The organism is Mucilaginibacter litoreus, assembly GCF_042676805.1.
GTDB lineage: Bacteria > Bacteroidota > Bacteroidia > Sphingobacteriales > Sphingobacteriaceae > Mucilaginibacter > Mucilaginibacter litoreus.
In genome coordinates this window covers 1-15,392 of record NZ_JBHTHZ010000010.1, presented here as the reverse complement: position 1 = coordinate 15,392, position 15,392 = coordinate 1, and the positions used below count along the sequence as shown (strand labels likewise).

At 41.9% G+C, this 15,392-nt stretch carries 17 protein-coding genes and 1 pseudogene; 4 read left to right on the top strand and 14 right to left on the bottom strand.

What is annotated here, in order from left to right; all coding sequences use genetic code 11:
* Positions 1-107: 107 nt before the first annotated feature.
* Entirely contained in the window at positions 108-1,202 is a 1,095-nt protein-coding gene (locus ACFQZX_RS11855; protein WP_377115481.1) for an AI-2E family transporter, read from the top strand.
* A 1-nt stretch (position 1,203) separates the two neighbouring features.
* Here ACFQZX_RS11855 and ACFQZX_RS11850 read toward each other — a convergent pair whose 3' ends face one another.
* The gene (locus tag ACFQZX_RS11850) at positions 1,204-1,509 is read right to left on the bottom strand and encodes a hypothetical protein (RefSeq protein WP_377115479.1); all 306 of its coding nucleotides are present in this window, start codon (positions 1,507-1,509) and stop codon (positions 1,204-1,206) included.
* Between the two features lie 54 nt (positions 1,510-1,563).
* Here ACFQZX_RS11850 and ACFQZX_RS11845 point away from each other — a divergent pair, with 54 nt between their 5' ends.
* The gene (locus ACFQZX_RS11845; RefSeq protein ID WP_377115476.1) at positions 1,564-2,490 is read left to right on the top strand and encodes an MBL fold metallo-hydrolase; all 927 of its coding nucleotides are present in this window, start codon (positions 1,564-1,566) and stop codon (positions 2,488-2,490) included.
* 1 nt (position 2,491) lies between these two features.
* Here the strand turns inward: ACFQZX_RS11845 and ACFQZX_RS11840 are convergent, their stop codons facing one another.
* From ACFQZX_RS11840 to ACFQZX_RS11805, 8 genes are all read right to left on the bottom strand, one after another.
* Positions 2,492-3,067 (bottom strand): hypothetical protein, encoded by a 576-nt coding sequence (locus ACFQZX_RS11840; RefSeq protein ID WP_377115474.1) that lies wholly within the window; start codon positions 3,065-3,067, stop codon positions 2,492-2,494.
* A gap of 65 nt (positions 3,068-3,132) precedes the next feature.
* On the bottom strand, positions 3,133-3,417 hold the full coding sequence (locus tag ACFQZX_RS11835) for an Ada metal-binding domain-containing protein (RefSeq protein ID WP_377115472.1): 285 nt from the start codon (positions 3,415-3,417) through the stop codon (positions 3,133-3,135).
* Positions 3,414-4,118 (bottom strand): 2OG-Fe(II) oxygenase, encoded by a 705-nt coding sequence (locus tag ACFQZX_RS11830; RefSeq protein ID WP_377115469.1) that lies wholly within the window; start codon positions 4,116-4,118, stop codon positions 3,414-3,416. Before ACFQZX_RS11830 ends, ACFQZX_RS11835 begins: the two co-directional genes overlap by 4 nt.
* 7 nt (positions 4,119-4,125) lie before the next feature.
* Positions 4,126-4,971 carry a bifunctional helix-turn-helix domain-containing protein/methylated-DNA--[protein]-cysteine S-methyltransferase gene (locus ACFQZX_RS11825; RefSeq protein WP_377115466.1) on the bottom strand — a complete coding sequence of 282 codons (846 nt, stop codon included), beginning with the start codon at positions 4,969-4,971 and terminating at the stop codon, positions 4,126-4,128.
* 80 nt (positions 4,972-5,051) lie between these two features.
* On the bottom strand, positions 5,052-5,507 hold the full coding sequence (locus tag ACFQZX_RS11820) for a nuclear transport factor 2 family protein (RefSeq protein ID WP_377115464.1): 456 nt from the start codon (positions 5,505-5,507) through the stop codon (positions 5,052-5,054).
* A 179-nt stretch (positions 5,508-5,686) separates the two neighbouring features.
* On the bottom strand, positions 5,687-7,114 hold the full coding sequence (gene dnaA / locus ACFQZX_RS11815; RefSeq protein WP_377115462.1) for a chromosomal replication initiator protein DnaA: 1,428 nt from the start codon (positions 7,112-7,114) through the stop codon (positions 5,687-5,689).
* Positions 7,115-7,448: 334 nt separating this feature from the next.
* Positions 7,449-8,996: an acyl-CoA mutase large subunit family protein gene (locus tag ACFQZX_RS11810; protein ID WP_377115460.1), complete on the bottom strand. Its 1,548-nt coding sequence runs from the start codon at positions 8,994-8,996 to the stop codon at positions 7,449-7,451.
* 4 nt (positions 8,997-9,000) lie between these two features.
* Positions 9,001-9,531, bottom strand: a complete 531-nt coding sequence (locus tag ACFQZX_RS11805) for a DUF7935 family protein (protein ID WP_377115457.1) — start codon at positions 9,529-9,531, stop codon at positions 9,001-9,003.
* Between the two features lie 96 nt (positions 9,532-9,627).
* Here ACFQZX_RS11805 and ACFQZX_RS11800 point away from each other — a divergent pair, with 96 nt between their 5' ends.
* On the top strand, positions 9,628-9,981 hold the full coding sequence (locus ACFQZX_RS11800; RefSeq protein WP_377115455.1) for a HesB/IscA family protein: 354 nt from the start codon (positions 9,628-9,630) through the stop codon (positions 9,979-9,981).
* A 55-nt stretch (positions 9,982-10,036) separates the two neighbouring features.
* On the opposite strand, the gene ACFQZX_RS11795 is transcribed toward ACFQZX_RS11800, so the two are convergent.
* Positions 10,037-10,840 (bottom strand): TlpA family protein disulfide reductase, encoded by an 804-nt coding sequence (locus ACFQZX_RS11795; RefSeq protein WP_377115452.1) that lies wholly within the window; start codon positions 10,838-10,840, stop codon positions 10,037-10,039.
* Positions 10,841-10,962: 122 nt separating this feature from the next.
* On the opposite strand from ACFQZX_RS11795, the gene ACFQZX_RS11790 reads away from it, so the two are divergent.
* Positions 10,963-12,204 carry an ABC transporter permease gene (locus ACFQZX_RS11790; protein ID WP_377115449.1) on the top strand — a complete coding sequence of 414 codons (1,242 nt, stop codon included), beginning with the start codon at positions 10,963-10,965 and terminating at the stop codon, positions 12,202-12,204.
* Positions 12,205-12,365: 161 nt separating this feature from the next.
* Here the strand turns inward: ACFQZX_RS11790 and ACFQZX_RS11785 are convergent, their stop codons facing one another.
* The 4 genes and pseudogenes from ACFQZX_RS11785 to ACFQZX_RS11770 all read right to left on the bottom strand — a co-directional run.
* Entirely contained in the window at positions 12,366-13,109 is a 744-nt protein-coding gene (locus ACFQZX_RS11785; RefSeq protein ID WP_377115446.1) for a tyrosine-protein phosphatase, read from the bottom strand.
* A 2-nt stretch (positions 13,110-13,111) separates the two neighbouring features.
* Positions 13,112-14,173 (bottom strand): dTDP-glucose 4,6-dehydratase, encoded by a 1,062-nt coding sequence (gene rfbB / locus ACFQZX_RS11780; RefSeq protein ID WP_377115443.1) that lies wholly within the window; start codon positions 14,171-14,173, stop codon positions 13,112-13,114.
* A gap of 6 nt (positions 14,174-14,179) precedes the next feature.
* The gene (gene galE, locus ACFQZX_RS11775) at positions 14,180-15,199 is read right to left on the bottom strand and encodes a UDP-glucose 4-epimerase GalE (RefSeq protein WP_377115441.1); all 1,020 of its coding nucleotides are present in this window, start codon (positions 15,197-15,199) and stop codon (positions 14,180-14,182) included.
* A 70-nt stretch (positions 15,200-15,269) separates the two neighbouring features.
* Positions 15,270-15,392: pseudogene (locus ACFQZX_RS11770) on the bottom strand (SDR family NAD-dependent epimerase/dehydratase); the annotation flags it as partial.

Below are 15,392 nucleotides of genomic sequence, written 5' to 3'. Positions count from 1 at the left end.
CTTGCCAGTTTAATTTAGATGCATGTTAAAGATTGCTGTATAATCAGCTATAATTGCAAAACATATAAAACTTCTGCCTGTTCAAGCAGGTAATAGCACAAATACTTATGCCATCAAAAAAACTACTTGCCCCTTTTTATGAACGTTTAGCGCTTACACTGATTGGCATTTGCGTGGTGGGCTATCTGGTAATAGCGGCAAAAGAATTGTTAGACCCCCTGATATTCGGGTTTTTGTTTGCTATATTGTTATTACCGGTATCTTATTTTTTTGAACGTAAATGCCGGTTACCGCGCAGCGCATCTTCTTTTATCTCTATTTTATTACTGGTAGGTTTTGTTGGTGGGGTATTGTATCTTGTTGGCAATCAAATATCCGGCATAGCTAACGACTGGCCAATGTTAAAAAGACAGGTGGATCAATCCATTGGCGATTTGCATCAATGGGTAGAAAATGCCTTTCATATTAACGCCCATAAGCAGATGGTGTATGTAAATAACACCGCCAAAAAAATAATGGCATCCGGTACCGAGGTGCTGGGGACAACTTTTGGAGCGGTATCTTCATTAATGTTATTTTATGTATTTATCCTCATTTTTACTTTTTTCATATTGTTTTACAGGCGCCTGCTTCTGACTTTTCTGATAAACGTTTTTTCAGGCGACAGCAAGGCTATCGTTATGGACATTGTGGAAAATATACAAAAAATTTTAAGGCAATATATTTTCGGTTTGATGATAGAGATGGTAATTGTTGCCACTATGGCTATTACTGTTTTTTGGATAATAGGAATCAAATATGCTGTACTATTGGGTTTGATAGTAGGCTTATTCAATATTATACCTTACATAGGCATTTTTAGCGCCTTGTTGTTGAGTACACTTGTTACGTTTGCAACCGGCAGCATCAGCCAGACACTTACTACCGCTGTAAGTGTAGTGGTGATACACGCTATTGATGCCAATTTTTTACTCCCTGCTATAGTAGGTTCAAAAGTAAGGCTTAACGCTTTGATCTCTTTTATAGGTATCGTTATTGGAGAGATGTTATGGGGTTTATCGGGAATGTTTTTATCCATCCCGGTTATAGCAATATTTAAGATTATTTTCGACCGCATAGAAAGCCTTAAACCCTGGGGTTACCTTTTAGGCGGCGACTATGAGTATAAAGAGTCTGCGCAGGAAAAGATGAAGACCGAGTAGGTTAATTGATCATCTGGTAAACTCGGATGTAAAGCGTTATGCCATAAATTATCAGTATAACAGTGTTCAACACCAGCAGCCAGTTCAAATCCTGCTGGCTGTATTTTTGCCGGGCACAAACAATCAGCAAGATAATAAAGCCAAGAATCAGTAAAATTGGTGGAGCTAATGTCCAAAGATGTTGTGGAGCAAGATAAATGTGCTGCATTTTACTGTTATCACCTTGCAGTAGAGGCACCAATGCTACTAACAATAATATCAGGAACAGGCGGGTAACAATTTTAGCGGCAATCTGACTGGCTTTCATTGCGGCCAAATTAGTAATTTTGAGGTAATGTACCGTATTTGCAAAACCGCTGTTTTGATTTTTTTACTGTGGCCTGTTATAAGCTTTGCTCAAAGCAGTAAGCCGGCCTTTAGGTTAGTGCCTCTTGGTGTATTGGGTGGTGTTGATGAAAGTAACTTATCCGCGTATATGCTGGCACCCACACATGATGATAATTACATTTGCCTGGATGCGGGCACAATAAATTATGGTATCCAAAAGGCAATAAATAATAAAGCCTTTACTATGCCGGTAAACGAAGTACAAAAAAAGCTGATCAAGGCATATTTCATTTCTCACGGGCACTTAGATCACCTGGCTGGCATGATCATTAATTCGCCCGAAGATACGGCCAAATATGTTTATGGATTGAACACCACTATTGGAACCCTCAAAACTCATTACTTTACCTGGCAAAGCTGGGCTAATTTTGCAGATGAAGGTGAAGTTCCAAAACTAAATAAGTACCATTATCAAATTTTAAAACCCGGAGAAAAAATTGATATAGCTAACACCTCAATGCAGGTGCAGGCTTTTCCACTGAGCCACTCTAATCTTACCAGTACTGCTTTTCTGGTACAAAGCAAAGGCAGCTACCTATTGTACTTGGGCGATACCGGCGCTGATCGTATGGAGAGAAGTGAAAACATGCATCAGCTTTGGCAGGCCGTTGCCCCGCTGGTAAGGTCAAAGGCATTGAAAGCTATTATGATTGAGGTTTCTTTTCCGGATGAGCAGCCTGATAAAAGCCTTTTTGGCCATCTGACACCACGCTTGCTGATGCAGGAAATGGCAGAGCTCCAAACGCTTGCTGGAGTGCCTTTAAAAGGCTTAAACGTGGTGATTACACATTTGAAACCTCCTTATAATAAGATAGCCAGAATAAAGGAGCAATTGCATGAACGCAATAAGCTGCAACTACGCATTATGTACCCGCAACAGGGAAGAGCGCTTAATTTTTAGCTTATTTCTCTTCAAGCAAATCGACACAATTTTTAGAAAGTATTTTCAGCCGGGTATTTAATGTGTCCAGTCCCTGCTTATCATTAATGTTAGTATACAGGGTTTTGATAAGCTCCAATGTATCATCATCCGGATCGCAGGCTTGTGCTTTTTCCAGGTGGGGCAGGGCCTTTTTAATAGCATCCTGGTATTGCTGAAGTGAAGCAGTGTCGGTAACTGTTTTCTGTTTGATCTCATCAGCCTGTTTGTTGTAAAGGTAGCCTAATGCACGTTGTGCCACATAATAATCGGGCACGGCGGCAGCCACCTTTTCGTAATACTCGATGGCTTTTACGGACTGGCTGTCGTTTTCATACAGGTTGCCGATAGAATAATAAAAGCTAATGCGCGACTTATCGTTCAGCTTATCTACGTTTGGCAGGATCTCCTCACCGAGTGACAGCGCCTTTTCCGATTCGCCTCCAAAGCGTGCCAGGTTAAAATCCAGGTACTTGTTATACACCTCATCAGCCGTTTGTGCCCGAGTTATAAATGATGAAATTATCAGTATGAGGAAAAAGGCGGCCCGTTTAAGCATATTTTATAATTAATAATCCTGGCTCAAGATAAACTAATATATTAACGCTCATCAGCCCTCATACATTATACCAAATTTTTGTTACCAGCATGGTTTAATTTTTTCCACTCATTGTATGCTGTCCGCATGCAGTGCCCACATGGCCTGAAGCCCTTATCTATCGCCTCTCCTTCTTCAGAAAAAAATACCCTGTTTTTAGCTTCCATCCGTTTGCCCGAATTACAGTCTAAAGCTCCGTATATTTTCAGTTTAAAATTTCCGGCCAGTTGTATAGCGCCAGTGTGCAATAATAAACTTAATGCTTTCGCCCTGCTATAAGTGCCTGCGCCCAGGTCGGTATGACGTATCATATAGCATCATGAAAAATTATACCTAAGGTATACCGCTCGCCACTGGTTATTTCGATTACGCCGTGCCTCATGTTTGCCCGGTAGTAACCCTTTACACTTTTAACCGGCCTGTAGTTAGTAGTAAAAAGCAATGCGTCGCCTTTATTAAGGTTGATAACAGAGGCTTTGGATTGCATACGTGGTTTTTGCTCAACCAGTACAAACTCGCCTCCACAAAAATCAGCGCCTGTTTGGTTCAGGCATATCACCAGCTGCATCGGGAAATATATCTGGCCGTATAAATCCTGGTGCAATGCATTGAAACCCCCTTTATTGTATTTCAGAATAAGCGGCGTTGGCCGCAACTGCCCGTGCTGGTGGCAAAGTGCATTAAGCTCATTGAAAGAAGCAGGTAAAGTATTAAGCCCTAAAACATGCATCCAGTGATTGGCTATGACTGAAATGTAGGGGTAAATATCCTTGCGGATTTGTTGTACAACGCCGGGCAAGGGATAGCTAAAATATTTATACTGCCCTATGCCGTAGCCGTGATTTTCCATCTGGATAGTTTTGCGATAGTTCTTTTCATCCGGATATAAGGCAATCATTTCATCACATCCTTCAGAAGATAAAAGACCGGGGATCAACGCATAACCTTTAGCATTCATACATTCGGTTACCCCGTTCCAGTTGATGTTTTTTATGTGCTGGTGCAGGTTCATGTTGGCGCTATTTGATATCTAAGTTTGCCGCTTCCCAGCCTATCATGGCTGTTTTACGGTTGCTGCCCCAATGATATTGCCCAAACTCGCCGGTTGATTTAATAACGCGATGGCAAGGTATTAAAAACGCAACAGGGTTGGCCCCAACAGCGCTGCCCACAGCCCTGCTGGCAGTTGGCATGCCTGCTTTGTTTGCAATGCTCTGATAAGTGCTTAAACCGCCGGCAGGTATGGCTAATAATGTTTCCCAGATTTTCAACTGAAAAGGAGTGCCTTTAAGATGCAGTTTTATTTCGGATAACTCCGACCAGTCTTTCCTGAAAATTTGTAATGCGTTTTGCTGTGCCATATCAACCATTTGATGATAGGCGGCGTTTGGGAATTGCTGTTGTAACTCTTTTAAAGCCAATTCTTCATTATCGGCAAAGGCCATATAGCAAATTCCTTTTGGCGTTGAGGCTGTCAGTACATTCCCAAAAGGCGTTTCGGCATAACTATAGTTGATAACAAGTGCCCTGCCGCCGCTTTTGTATTCTGCCGGCGTCATCCCTTCAATATTAATAAACAGATCGTGCAGGCGGCCAGTGCCTGAAAGGCCGGTTTCAAAAGCGGCATCCATTAAAGTAGCTTGTTGACTTTTTAAAACGTTCTTGGCATACTCCACACTTAGATACTGCAAAAATTTTTTCGGGCTGATGCCGGCCCAATCAGTAAACATGCGTTGAAAGTGATAAGGGCTAAGGTTTATTTTCTTTGCAACCTCATCTAAATTTGGCTGGTTTTTAAAGTTCAGCCTGATATAACCAATTGCCTCAGCAACCCGGTTGTAATCAATGTGTTCTTGGGTTTCCATAAATTGTTATTTATAACACAAATTTACCTTGCACTTAAGCTTGATGAAACCCGAAACTTGCGGAGTTTGAAAGAGCCAGATTATTCGGGGCAGTTATCCTTGCGGCGTGTATCAACAATGTAAATGATCTTCCACCCTTGCTCCGTTTTAATTAGTTGAAAAAAGTTAATACCACAATGGCTGAAGTTAGTACCGGCATAAAACTTATAAGGTGTCCATACACTGGCCAGCGGCCCATCAATTTTTATATCGCCCCAGGTAATACGCTCGTCCCAAACAGTTTTATGAGGTGTGCCTACGGCCTTAATAAAGCCTTTAGCCTTTTCTGTTTCCAAAACAGTGGAGCCGTCCTTTTTAACTCCCGCACTTTGCAGAACCATATCAGGATGGAAGGTGGATTTGAGCAGAATACTATCACCCTTGCGCATAGCATCAAACATGGTATTGATGGTTTTTTTAATATCATCGGTATCTGTCTGGCAAAACGCCGGTGCCGAAAGGGTGAGTAAGGTTAAAAGAGCAAAAAGACTTCGCATGGGTTGTGATAATTGTATAGGCAAGATAAATATAATCAGACAATTATGTTGAATTTATTTCAGCATCCACCATAAGGATAATCATGTGTTTGCTGAAATAAATTCGGAAGACTGATTAAGAATATCAACAAAAACGCCCTGCTTTCGGCAGGGCTTAATGATAATATAGTTTAAGCAGGTTATGACATTTTTAGCTTTTTCTGGATATCGGCCACGTAGCCTTTAAATTTCTTATCGGTATCAATAAGATCCTCTACAGTCTGGCAGGCGTAGATAACGGTCGAGTGGTCACGGCCACCAAAAAAATGACCGATTGACTTAAGAGAGCTTTTGGTATGTGCCTTAGCCAGGTACATGGATATCTGGCGGGCCTGCACAATTTCGCGTTTACGGGTTTGCGATTTAACCATTTCTATTGGCACCTCAAAGTACTCGCAAACCAGGCTTTGAATGTATTCCATTGAAATTTCTTTGGCAGAATTTTTCACGAAATTCTTAAGCATCTGCTTGGCCAGGTTCAGATCGATCTCCTTACGGTTAAGGGTTGATTGCGCCAGTAACGATACCATAGCGCCTTCCAACTCGCGTACGTTGTTATCAATGTTGTGGGCAACGTATTCAACAACCTCGTTAGAAAGCTCGATACCGTCCTGATAAATTTTGTTTTTAAGGATGGCCATTCGGGTTTCCAGATCGGGCACCTGCAGATCTGCCGATAAACCCCATTTGAAGCGCGATAAAAGGCGTTCTTCCAAACCTGCCAGATCCTTAGGGGCTTTATCTGATGTGATGATCAGCTGTTTCCCACTTTGGTGCAGGTGGTTAAAAATATGGAAAAAGAAGTCCTGTGTTTTTTCTTTACCGGCAAAATTGTGCACATCATCCATTATCAGCACATCAATGGCCTGGTAAAAGTTAACAAAATCGTTGATGTTGTTATGTTTTAAGGCATCTACAAACTGCTGTGTAAATTTTTCGCAGCTTACATATAGTACAAGTTTATCGGGCAGGGTACGTTTAATCTCGTTACCAATGGCTTGTGCAAGGTGGGTTTTACCTAAACCTACACCGCCGTATATCATCAACGGATTGAATGAGGTGCCGCCGGGTTTAGCCGCAACCGCATAACCTGCAGAGCGGGCCAAACGATTACAATCGCCTTCAACAAAACTCTCGAAGGTGTAATTACGGTTAAGCTGGGGGTCTACATTCAGCTTTTTTAAACCCGGAATAACAAATGGGTTTTTAATGTCCTTATTAATAGAAATAGGTATCGGCATACTTTGATGTTTTGCTTCGGCACCATTTCCGTTAGACGGCATGTTTGTAGTGTAAGGCTTTGGAGATGATGATTGCTCTACCACAATGTTATATTCCAGCCGCCCTTCATCGCCCAACTGCTTTTTAATTGTTTTGCGCAGCAGGCCTACATAATGCTCTTCCAGCCATTCGTAAAAGAATAAACTTGGTACCTGTATTGTAAGGACACTACCCTCCATCCGTAAAGCTTTAATTGGCTCAAACCAGGTTTTAAAACTTTGTGCCGGGATGTTATCTTTTATGATCTGAAGGCAGCTATTCCAAACGTTAGTACAAGTTTTTTCCATATAAGTATCAGTAATTTCTTGATTTCCAGTCCCCCAACCGGGTGGCCTATTAGGCCGTTTTGGAACATCGAATATTCTAAAAAAAAGCGGATTAAAAAATAAATTTTGAACTTTTTTGCGAAATATATTTTTCACGAAAAACGCCTTTTTTGTGGCGCAAATACATATTTAATAGTATATTTCGCATGTAAAAGAGCAAAAAGCGCCTCTGTTTTATCCTATGGCATTTTTACGAGTTTCAACAACAAATTGATGCGAAAGTTCTAAAAAAAGCCAATGAAAATTGTGCATATTTATAGGATATAAAATCTACTAATAAGCAATATTTTCTTTTTTAGTATTCCCCAAAAATGCTGCGCATTTCATCAGCAATTTCGCCAAGGGTAGCATAGTGTTCAACAGCTTTTAAAATGTAAGGCATCAGGTTTTGCGCACCCGCCGAAGCCTCCCTTAGCTCTTTCAGCGCTGCAGCCACAGCTTCGTTATTACGCTCTTGTTTAAGCCTGTTCAGCTGCTCCCTTTGCTGCCTGCGTATGGTGTCGTCTATCCTGAAAACCGGCGGTGTTACTCCAGCCTCTTCAGTAAATCTGTTTACACCAACAATTACATTATCGCCGCTTTCTATATCGTTTTGATACTGGTAGGATGCTGCAGCTATTTCCTGCTGTATATAATCCTGCTCAATAGCTTTTACAGATCCACCCATGGCATCTATCTTATCTATATAAGTATAGGCTGCACTTTCCAAGTCGTTGGTGAGCGCCTCAATAAAATATGAGCCGGCCAACGGGTCAACCGTATCTGTTACGCCACTTTCAAAAGCGATGATCTGTTGTGTACGTAGTGCAATTTTAGCCGCCGCTTCGGTTGGAAGCGATAGGGCCTCGTCGTAACCATTGGTATGCAATGATTGAGTGCCGCCCAGCACAGCAGCGAGTGCCTGGTTACTTACCCGTATAATATTATTCATAGGTTGTTGAGCGGTAAGTGTAGAGCCCCCGGTTTGAGTGTGGAAGCGAAGCTTCTGCGCCCCCGGGTCGGTTGCCCCAAGTTGTTGGGTTATATTTGCCCACATACGGCGCGCCGCCCTGAATTTGGCTATCTCCTCAAAAAAATTATTATGGCAGTTAAAAAAGAAAGAAAGGCGCCTGGCAAAAATATTTATATCCAGCCCTTTTTCTATGGCAGCCTTCAGGTAGGTTTTGCCGTTGGCCAGGGTAAAGGCCAGCTCCTGCACGGCTGTTGAGCCTGCCTCGCGGATATGGTAGCCAGATATGGATATAGTGTTCCATTTAGGTACTTCTTTGCTGCAGTATTCAAAAATATCCGTTATCAGGCGCATTGAGGGGCCGGGCGGATAAATGTATGTTCCCCGTGCGGCATATTCCTTTAAAATATCATTCTGTATAGTGCCTGAGAGCTGTTTCAGGTCGGCCCCCTGCTTTTTAGCTAATGCTATATACATGGCCAGCAGGATAGAAGCTGTAGCGTTGATGGTCATGGAAGTGGTAATGTCTTTAAGCTGAATGCCTTCAAACAATATCTCCATGTCCCGTAACGAGTCTATAGCGACGCCAACTTTACCCACTTCCCCTTCAGCGAGTGGATGGTCACTGTCATATCCTATTTGTGTAGGCAGGTCAAACGCTACCGAGAGGCCCATAGTTCCCTGGCTTAGCAGGTAATGGTAACGTTTATTAGATTCTTTGGCGGTTGAAAAGCCGGCATACTGCCGCATGGTCCATGGTTTACCGCGGTACATGTCTTTCTGTATCCCCCGTGTATAAGGAAACTCACCGGGCAGTTCATTCATGCCTGAAGGTACAGTATAAACCTCCTTGATATCGATGCCAGAGCTGGTTGTGAATTTTTTTCCGGGCATTATTTTAAAATATGTTTTCCATATCCTTTTTTACAATAGCGGCAGCAATATCATAAGGGTCCTGGTCAAGCTTGGCTAAATGGCTGAGTATGATCCTACCCAAATCAAGCCCCGAAGCATCCTGAGGCAGCCCTTGCGCAGCGCTGGTTACCAGGTTTGCTGTATCATCCTTAATGCGTTTAACAGCGGCCCAGGCCTGGCTGCTTACGTATATCTGTTGTGTAGCGTTATGCTGAAACTCGGTACGTACCTCATTTAATATAATACTGTGGAGCTCTGCTGCAGAAAGGCTATTACCATTAAGGCGGATCAGCATATTTGAAGGGTTAATCCTTTCTATAAGCAGTACTATGCGTTCATAAGCTTGCAGCCGCAAAGGCAGGGTTTGATTGCTGACGGCTTTTTTTAGCTCAAGCAACTGTATGGTTTGTGTTTTATCCAAATAGGGTTTTAAAAGGTAAAAAGCGATGTATACAACACCAATCCCGGCAACGGTATACTTTAAAATATCAAGTAAATAATTATAAACTGTCATCTAATAATGAATGTTAGGAGGAGGTCATAAATAATCAGGTCGCAACAAAAATCCGTATTTTGCGCTATATTTGTATATAGTTAAACAAAAATAAACATGAGTGCTACTGTTGATACATTAACTGCACCTGTATCTTTTACCCAAGGTGCCGTAAAAGAGCTTTTTAAATTAAAGGACCAGCAGGAAATTGGCGAAGACTTTGGCCTGCGTGTAGGCGTGGAAGGCGGCGGCTGCTCGGGCATGAACTATGTTTTAGGCTTTGATCAGAAAAAAGATGGCGACCAGGAATATAATATTGATGGTGTAAGGGTTTTTATGCATAAAGCCCATGGGTTGTATCTTGCCGGCATGCAGATAGATTTTCAGGACGGTTTAAATGCCCGCGGCTTTACGTTTAATAATCCAAATGCTGCAAGTACATGCGGCTGCGGCTCATCGTTTTCAGTATAAGCTTTTTTAATAATTAGCACAAGAAAGCATCCTCAACCGGGATGCTTTCTTGTATTTAAAGCTTTTCTGCTTTAATATCTTCAATGGTTTTCTTTATCCAATAGCCGGTATTATCTGCACCGACGGAATTGAACCTGACGATACCCTGCTTGTCCAGCACCACTGTAGTAGGGTATAAGTTTACTTTGTACTTATCTCCGTAATAACGGGCATTGGCAATATGCTGAAAGTTGAATGGTGTTTTTTTAAGGAAGTCTTTGATATCCCAGCGCTGATCGAGGCAAAGGCCAACAAACACAATATCCGGAGAAGAGCTATAGCTGGCCGCCACCTCATTCAATTCGGGTATTTCAACCCTGCAGGCCGGGCAGTTGATAAACCAAAAGTTTAAAACTACGATTTTACCTTTTAAAGCTTTAGTATCTATTTTCTGGCCGTTGATATCCCTTTCTTTAAACGGCTCCATTTCTTCGCCATTTTTAAATCCATCGCTTTGTTGTGGCAGGCGTTTAGGGACGCTGTTATTAATTACAGGAGGGATCGCCTGTTGGGTGCCGGCTTGATTTACCGGAGTGTGTTCAGCAAGAAATTTTGCTCTTAAAGAGTCTAATCGCTTCCTGTGCACTGGTGTTAGCCAGGTAAGTATAAAATCGCTTGTATCCCTTCCTGTATAAGTTCTGTTTATGGTGTATTGCCCGCTTAGAACACGCTGGTGCCAGTACTCATAAGCAAGTGTTTTACCTGTCGAGTCTTTTACAATGGTATTTTCATTGAGTTCGGAGCTTTTGCCCTGGGTACTTTGTGCATTCGTTTTAAAAGTTGCAAGGCAGCAGGCAAGTATTACTACAATCAGTTTCATGAGAAAAGTTTAGCAGAATTAAGATACAGCTTTTAAACACTAAATAAGATAAATATTTAGCCGGCATGTAACAAATTGTTGTACTCTGTTGTCAAAAGTTTAAGTTTATATTTTTTTACAGCATGCCGGTAAAAACCACTCTTCGCGAAAATATTTCTATAGCATTGCAATCTATCAGTGGTAACAGGCTGCGTACCTCTCTTACTGCTTTAATCATAGCCATAGGGATAATGGCACTTGTTGGTATACTTACTGCTATTGAAGGTATAAAGCAATTTACCAACGATGCATTTGCCGGTTTGGGTGCCAATTCATTTACCATACAAAACCGCGGCTCTGGTATCAGTTTTGGCAATGGCGGCCATCGTAAAATGTATCCTTCAATAACCTACGCCGAAGCACAACGGTTTGTAAAATTATATAAATTGCCCGCACGTGTAAGTGTAGACCTTAGCGTTACGGGTACGGCTGTAGCCAAATATAACAGTATTAAATCTAACCCCAATATATCCGTAACAGGCAGTAATGATAATTACCTTGCCATTAAAGGCCACAAGCTGGCTTTTGGCCGTAACTTTTCGGCATCAGAGCTGGAACATGGTGCCAATGTGGTGATAGTAGGTGATGAAGTTAAAACCAAATTGTTCAAGAATCAGGATCCTGTTAACAAATACATATTGCTGGGTAGCAACAAGTTCAGGATAATTGGCGTTGTTGCACCCAAAGGCAGTAATAGTTTTGGTGGGGATAAATTTTGTATTGTGCCGCTGGCAAAAGCAAGGCAAATGGCCGATACATCCAGAAAGCTATCATACGCTATTACTGTGAACGTGAACAGCCCCGATGTACTTGATGCCAACATAGGCGAAGCGACTTCATTAATGCGAAACATACGTGGAGTACGCATAGGGCAACCAGACAACTTTGAGATATCTCGCAGCGATTCTATACAGCAGGAGCTTTCTGGCCAGCTTGCCGGTATGACAGTTGCCGGCTTTGCAATCGGGATCATTACCTTGTTAGGAGCGGCCATCGGTTTGATGAACATCATGCTTGTATCCGTTACAGAACGTACGCGCGAGATAGGCCTGCGAAAGTCTATCGGCGCTACACCGGCAGTTATACGCAAGCAATTTTTGATTGAAGCTATAGTAATATGCCTTATGGGAGGTTTAGGGGGAATAATATTAGGGATGGGTGCCGGTAACCTTATAGCTGTGCAAATAAGCGGTACGTTTGTGGTGCCATGGGTTTGGCTTATCGCCGCAGTTATCTTGTGTACGCTTATTGGTTTATCATCCGGCTTTTATCCGGCTAAAAAAGCAGCCTCGCTTGACCCGGTAGAGGCGTTACGGTATGAGTAACTCTAATGTGCAAATTTCAGATGTACAAATTAAAGATGTACAAATAGATATTAAATATAGATTGAGTTATTTTAAGCTGTCTTCATCATTATAAACATATTGTGTAGAAGCTCATTTACACAGATGCACATCTAAAATTTACACATTTACAATCTGCACCTCTATAAAAGCATCTTATTTTTTAGCGGATAATCAAACAATAACTTTTCCAGGTAGGGCATTTGCAGCGCTTTTTCAAAGGCCGACGCATGGCGGGGGTGGTGCATATCGCTGGATATAAAATCTACAATCTGTTCATCTACCATTTTTTCTGCCATTTTTTTGCTTTGTGGCCCATAGTAACCTGTTAACGATATAGTGTTTAACTGCAGGTCGCAGCCCCAACTGCGGATATTCTTCATCTGGTCGATAGTCATGTAATTATATCTTTCCGGGTGGGCCAGGATGGGTTTATAACCCATATCCTTCATCTTTTGTATTACTGCAATAACATTGGGCGGTTGGTTGATGAATGAAAGCTCAAACAAAACATGGTTATCGCCGAAGGTCATTACCTTACGGTCTTCCACCCGTTGCTCAAAAGTTTCATCAAAATAATGTTCAGCCGCAGCAGATATGTCTATCTCAATATTGCGTGCTTTTAATTCTGATTTAAGTACGTTAAGGGCATTGTTGATGGTGTCGGCATCATTACGGTAAAAATCTATCATAATGTGCGGTGTGGCAATTATTTTTTTTATGCCAAGGCTCATCATCTTATTGATAAGCACTATAGAATCTTCCGGATTTTGAGCGCCATCATCTATACCCGGCAGTACATGCGAGTGCATATCAACCATAATACTGCTGTAATTAAAGTCAATTATGCGTTTTTCTTCCTTTTTCTTTTTAAATAACCCAAACATCCTTACCTGTTAGTATACTGCTCGTTGTAATAATCCTGGTAATGGCCGCTTGTTACATCATCAAGCCACTTTTCGTTGGCAAGGTACCAGTCTACGGTTTTTTCCAAACCCTGCTCAAATGTTATTGATGGTTCCCAGCCAAGCTCATTTTTAAGTTTGGATGCATCAATGGCATATCGCAGATCGTGCCCGGCCCTGTCTGTAACATAGGTTATCAGCTTTGCCGATTCGCCTTCATCGCGCCCCAGTTTATTATCGAGTATACTGGATAACAGTTTTATCAGGTCAATGTTTTTCCACTCGTTATGGCCGCCAATGTTATAAGTAGAGCCGGCGGCAGCTTTATGAAAAATAACATCAATTGCACGGGCATGGTCTTCAACCCAAAGCCAGTCGCGGATGTTTTCGCCTTTACCATATACTGGTACAGGTTTGTTTTGCTTAATATTATTTATGGCCAGCGGTATCAGCTTTTCTGGAAAGTGAAAAGAGCCGTAATTATTAGAGCAGTTTGAGATAACCGTATTTAAACCGTAAGTATCATGGTAAGCCCTTACAAAATGGTCTGATCCGGCTTTTGACGCCGAATAGGGAGAATGCGGATCATAGGCCGTATTCTCTGTAAACATACCGTCTTCACCCAATGTACCGTAAACCTCGTCGGTTGATACATGGTAAAAACGTTTGTTTTCAAAATCCCCTTTCCATAAATTTTTTGCGGCATTTAACAGATTAACGGTGCCTACCACATTGGTCATTACAAATTCCAACGGGTTGGATATCGACCTGTCTACATGCGACTCGGCGGCAAGGTGTATTATCGCATCCGGTTGCTGTTCCTCAAAAAACGTATTGATAAATTGTATGTCAACAATATCCCCTTTTACAAAGCTGTAGTTGGGTTCATTCTCAATATCCTTTAAGTTGGCCAGGTTACCGGCATAGGTAAGCTTATCCAGGTTGATAATAGTATACTGCGGATAGTTTTTTACAAAGCGGCGAACTACATGTGAGCCGATGAAGCCGGCACCGCCGGTAATAATTATCTTTTTTGTAGACTGCATGTTTATTTATAACGGGTTTTCGGCGATATATTGCTCCCATGCCCAGGCCGACGACATCATGGTGCTTAAATCAAGTTCAGCTTTCCAGTTAAGTTTCTCAGCAGATTTAGTCACGTCGCCCCAAACCTGCTCTACATCGCCTTCTCGCTGAGGGCCTATTTCATAATTTAATTTAACACCCGTAGTTTGCTCAAATGCTTTGATCACCTCTAACACCGAGCTGCCGTTACCGGTGCCAATGTTAAACACATCATAACCATTAAAACCTTCTTCCTGCATAAGTTTTATGGCTGCTACGTGTGCTTTTGCCAAATCTACCACATGTATGTAATCGCGTATGCAGCTACCGTCGGGTGTATTATACTTATCGCCAAAAACGGTTAATTTTTCGCGTTTGCCTATTGCTGTTTGTGTAATAAAAGGCACCAGGTTTTGAGGTATGCCAATAGGTAACTCGCCTATAAGGGCGGTACTGTGGGCGCCCACAGGGTTAAAGTACCGTAGCGATACAATTTTATATGCCGATCCTGCCGCAACAACGTCCTTTAGTATCTCTTCGGCAATCTGTTTGGTATTCCCGTAAGGCGATTGGGCTTGTTTTACCGGCGCATCTTCTGTTACCGGTAATTTATCCGGTTGGCCATAAACCGTACAGCTTGATGAAAATACAAAATTAAGCGCTTTGCCGTTATAGGCGTTAAGCAGGTTAATAAGCGAGTAAAAGTTGTTATGGTAATACTTAAGCGGATGTTTTACAGATTCGCCAACGGCTTTAAAGGCTGCGAAGTGTATAAGCCCGCTAATATCCTGATTGGCTTCTGCAAACTCACTTACCGCCTTATCATCGCAAAGATTTAGCTGATGAAAAGCAGGCTTAAACCCGATTATCTTGGCCAGCTGATCTAAAATTTTAATGTTAGAGTTAGAAAGATCATCTATAATCACGGGATCATAACCCGCGTTTACAAGTTCTACAACCGTATGCGAACCAATAAATCCAAGTCCGCCTGTTACCAATATTTTCATTAAAATGTGTTTAGAGCAGCAAAGTTAAAGTATCTTATCTGTTAGCAATTAAGCTGACGATATTTGATAACTACCTGTTGTTATAATAAGTAAAGTCCTTATGTTTTATTTCCTGTTCGGGCAGGGATTTAAAGTAATCATACGTGATCTTTAAACCTTCGCTGCGCGATACCTTAGGTTCCCATCCCAAAAT

What these genes read in the sequence shown, in the direction of transcription:
- ACFQZX_RS11855 (WP_377115481.1), top strand. Translation starts at nt 108, where the DNA reads ATGCCATCAAAAAAACTACTTGCCCCTTTTTATGAACGTTTAGCGCTT.
- ACFQZX_RS11850 (WP_377115479.1), bottom strand. Translation starts at nt 1,509, where the DNA reads ATGAAAGCCAGTCAGATTGCCGCTAAAATTGTTACCCGCCTGTTCCTG.
- ACFQZX_RS11840 (WP_377115474.1), bottom strand. Translation starts at nt 3,067, where the DNA reads ATGCTTAAACGGGCCGCCTTTTTCCTCATACTGATAATTTCATCATTT.
- ACFQZX_RS11835 (WP_377115472.1), bottom strand. Translation starts at nt 3,417, where the DNA reads ATGATACGTCATACCGACCTGGGCGCAGGCACTTATAGCAGGGCGAAA.
- ACFQZX_RS11830 (WP_377115469.1), bottom strand. Translation starts at nt 4,118, where the DNA reads ATGAACCTGCACCAGCACATAAAAAACATCAACTGGAACGGGGTAACC.
- ACFQZX_RS11825 (WP_377115466.1), bottom strand. Translation starts at nt 4,971, where the DNA reads ATGGAAACCCAAGAACACATTGATTACAACCGGGTTGCTGAGGCAATT.
- ACFQZX_RS11820 (WP_377115464.1), bottom strand. Translation starts at nt 5,507, where the DNA reads ATGCGAAGTCTTTTTGCTCTTTTAACCTTACTCACCCTTTCGGCACCG.
- dnaA (WP_377115462.1), bottom strand. Translation starts at nt 7,114, where the DNA reads ATGGAAAAAACTTGTACTAACGTTTGGAATAGCTGCCTTCAGATCATA.
- ACFQZX_RS11810 (WP_377115460.1), bottom strand. Translation starts at nt 8,996, where the DNA reads ATGCCCGGAAAAAAATTCACAACCAGCTCTGGCATCGATATCAAGGAG.
- ACFQZX_RS11805 (WP_377115457.1), bottom strand. Translation starts at nt 9,531, where the DNA reads ATGACAGTTTATAATTATTTACTTGATATTTTAAAGTATACCGTTGCC.
- ACFQZX_RS11800 (WP_377115455.1), top strand. Translation starts at nt 9,628, where the DNA reads ATGAGTGCTACTGTTGATACATTAACTGCACCTGTATCTTTTACCCAA.
- ACFQZX_RS11795 (WP_377115452.1), bottom strand. Translation starts at nt 10,840, where the DNA reads ATGAAACTGATTGTAGTAATACTTGCCTGCTGCCTTGCAACTTTTAAA.
- ACFQZX_RS11790 (WP_377115449.1), top strand. Translation starts at nt 10,963, where the DNA reads ATGCCGGTAAAAACCACTCTTCGCGAAAATATTTCTATAGCATTGCAA.
- ACFQZX_RS11785 (WP_377115446.1), bottom strand. Translation starts at nt 13,109, where the DNA reads ATGTTTGGGTTATTTAAAAAGAAAAAGGAAGAAAAACGCATAATTGAC.
- rfbB (WP_377115443.1), bottom strand. Translation starts at nt 14,173, where the DNA reads ATGCAGTCTACAAAAAAGATAATTATTACCGGCGGTGCCGGCTTCATC.
- galE (WP_377115441.1), bottom strand. Translation starts at nt 15,199, where the DNA reads ATGAAAATATTGGTAACAGGCGGACTTGGATTTATTGGTTCGCATACG.